We start from the raw sequence: 2,302 nt of genomic DNA on the forward strand, positions 1-2,302 counted from the left end.
CTTCTTCTGCGTAGGTTTCACCGCCACGGACATTAGCGGCCAACCGATCACCAACCTTGAAGCCACGAACATTGCGACCAACCGCAACAACATCCCCAGCCACCGACGAACCCAAAATCATGCCATCTCGACCGCCACGGCTACCGCTCCCAATCTTAATATCAATTGGATCCACTGCAACCGCGCGTGTCTTAACCAAAATTTCATCAGCTGACACCTTCAAATCACGGACCTCTGCATCAACTAATGAATCGAAATCACCTAACCGATTTAGTACAACTGCCTTCATGTTTCTTGCCTTCTTTTCTTATTTACGAATAGTGTACACCTGCCCAAAATAGGTGGCGTAAAAATGGCCCTTAATCGGCATCAATCGTTAATTGACGCGCCTCAGGGTTCAAAACATGCTGATTAGTTAACTCTTCAATCGTCGCAAACAGCACGCCTTCACGTATACCTGACTGCGAGAAGATGACCTTATTACTATCGATAATCGTCAATAACGTCACAATTGGCAAAACGCCCCCGATAATAATATCGCCACGAGCCTTCGACAGACCACGAATTCCAATGCGCTCCGCCTTGTTATCACCCAACAACTCAGCAAAAATATCATCGACCTCGTCCTTAGTCATTTGATAACCGTGCACGGGTAAGTCCAACTGATTACGACGGTGACGCATAATCTTAGCCAACGTTCGGTTAGATCCACCGATTGCAATAATCGGCAAGTTCACCGCATTTGCTAACCAAGCAATATCATGGAAATATTTATTCGTCGCCGTCAATGCGTTGAACAAACTCTTCGCACTAACCAGGTCTTTCTCCAAGTGGGCTTCCGTAATATTGACGGCCCCGATTGGTACACTGATTCGTTGCACCATCTTACCGGACTTCACTAAAATCATTTCAGTCGACGCCCCACCGGTATCCAAAATCAGCGCATCATTAACCGGTAACGAATTCATAACGCCTTTGAAGTCATACACCGCTTCCTGATCGCCTGAAATCACGGTCAAGTCAAAGCCCATCGTTTCTTTAAAGCGCGCTAAAAACTCCGCTTGATTGCTGGCCTGACGTACAGCAGCCGTTGCAACGGCCCGCACGTGTACCTGTTCATCAAATGTCGTATAAATTTCTTTAAATTCAGCCAGTGCCACCATTGTCCGGTCAATCGCATCCGGTTGAATCACTTTCTCATCGCCCATCCCCGCTGACATTCGCACCATTTCTTGACGGCGGTCTAATACTTCATATGACCCATCTGCATTAATGCGATTGACCATCATGCGAACCGAGTTTGAACCAAGATCCAAAATTGCTAATGTAGGCATAATCTCTCTCCTCCAGTTTTAGTCGTTTTCATTTTCAGCTGCGATTAATAAGCGTTCTTGCACCGGTACCGGATCTGAATCCGCCTGTAACTTACGTCGGACATACCGCCCATTACGGGTTTTATTGAAGCTTTGCGCGCGGTCTGCCCACATCTGCCGGAAAATTTTACGAATACGGTGTTTCAACGCCGCATCGTGAATTGGAAACAGCAGTTCTACGCGCCGGTCAAAGTTACGAGGCATCGCATCCGCAGACGCCAGATACACCGTCACATCCTCTTTGTCCCGTTTAAACAGATAAATCCGTGAGTGTTCGAGTAACCGCCCAACAATTGAACGGATTTGGATATTCTCACTCACATTCGGCAGGTTCGGCATCGCTGTTGCAATCCCCCGGACCAGCAAATGAATGTGCACCCCGGCTTGGCTCGCGATATACAACCGTTCAATCAACTCCTGGTCCGAAATGGAATTCACTTTGAACCAGATTTCGGGGCGTTTACCAGCATCGGCTGCGACAATCATTTCATCAATCTGTTCAATCAAGGTCGCCCGCAACATATTTGGTGCAATTCGAATGTCAGCCAGTTCTTGCGGTTGTGATGCTTGCCCCGTCACATAAGCAAACACACGCCGGACATCAGCCGCCATGTGCTCATCAGCAGTAAACAAACCAAAGTCCGTGTAAAAGTGAGCCGTCTTATCGTTGTAGTTACCCGTTCCCAAATGAACAATCGTGCGACCGTCACGGACAACATAGGCCATCTTGGCGTGGACTTTCATCGCTGGAAAACTTGTAAATACGGTCACGCCAGCAGCTTGTAGTGTATCGACCAATTTCAAGTTGTTTGGTTCATCAAACCGGGCCTTAATCTCAACTAGCGCCACCACGTGTTTACCCTCCTGGGCTGCTTGCGTGAGCGCCGCCACAATTGGTGAATCATGCGACACCCGATAAATAGAAATGC

At 47.9% G+C, this 2,302-nt stretch carries 3 protein-coding genes; all 3 read right to left on the bottom strand.

Going from position 1 to position 2,302, the window contains the following annotated elements; genetic code table 11:
* Positions 1-289: alcohol dehydrogenase catalytic domain-containing protein (locus WEIDD23_RS11140; RefSeq protein ID WP_156469647.1), on the bottom strand; the 289-nt coding region annotated here is incomplete at its 3' end.
* A 70-nt stretch (positions 290-359) separates the two neighbouring features.
* Positions 360-1,334, bottom strand: coding sequence for a Ppx/GppA family phosphatase (locus WEIDD23_RS11145; protein ID WP_010369635.1), 975 nt, complete (start codon positions 1,332-1,334; stop codon positions 360-362).
* Between the two features lie 18 nt (positions 1,335-1,352).
* On the bottom strand, positions 1,353-2,302 hold a 950-nt coding region (locus tag WEIDD23_RS11150), incomplete at its 5' end, for a phospholipase D-like domain-containing protein (RefSeq protein ID WP_242865518.1).

Origin of the sequence: Weissella sp. DD23 (assembly GCF_001579105.1) — a bacterium.
GTDB classification, from domain to species: domain Bacteria; phylum Bacillota; class Bacilli; order Lactobacillales; family Lactobacillaceae; genus Weissella; species Weissella cibaria.

Bases quoted from the DNA above. Each gene is read 5' to 3' on its own strand.
- WEIDD23_RS11145 (WP_010369635.1), bottom strand. From the start codon at position 1,334: ATGCCTACATTAGCAATTTTGGATCTTGGTTCAAACTCGGTTCGCATG.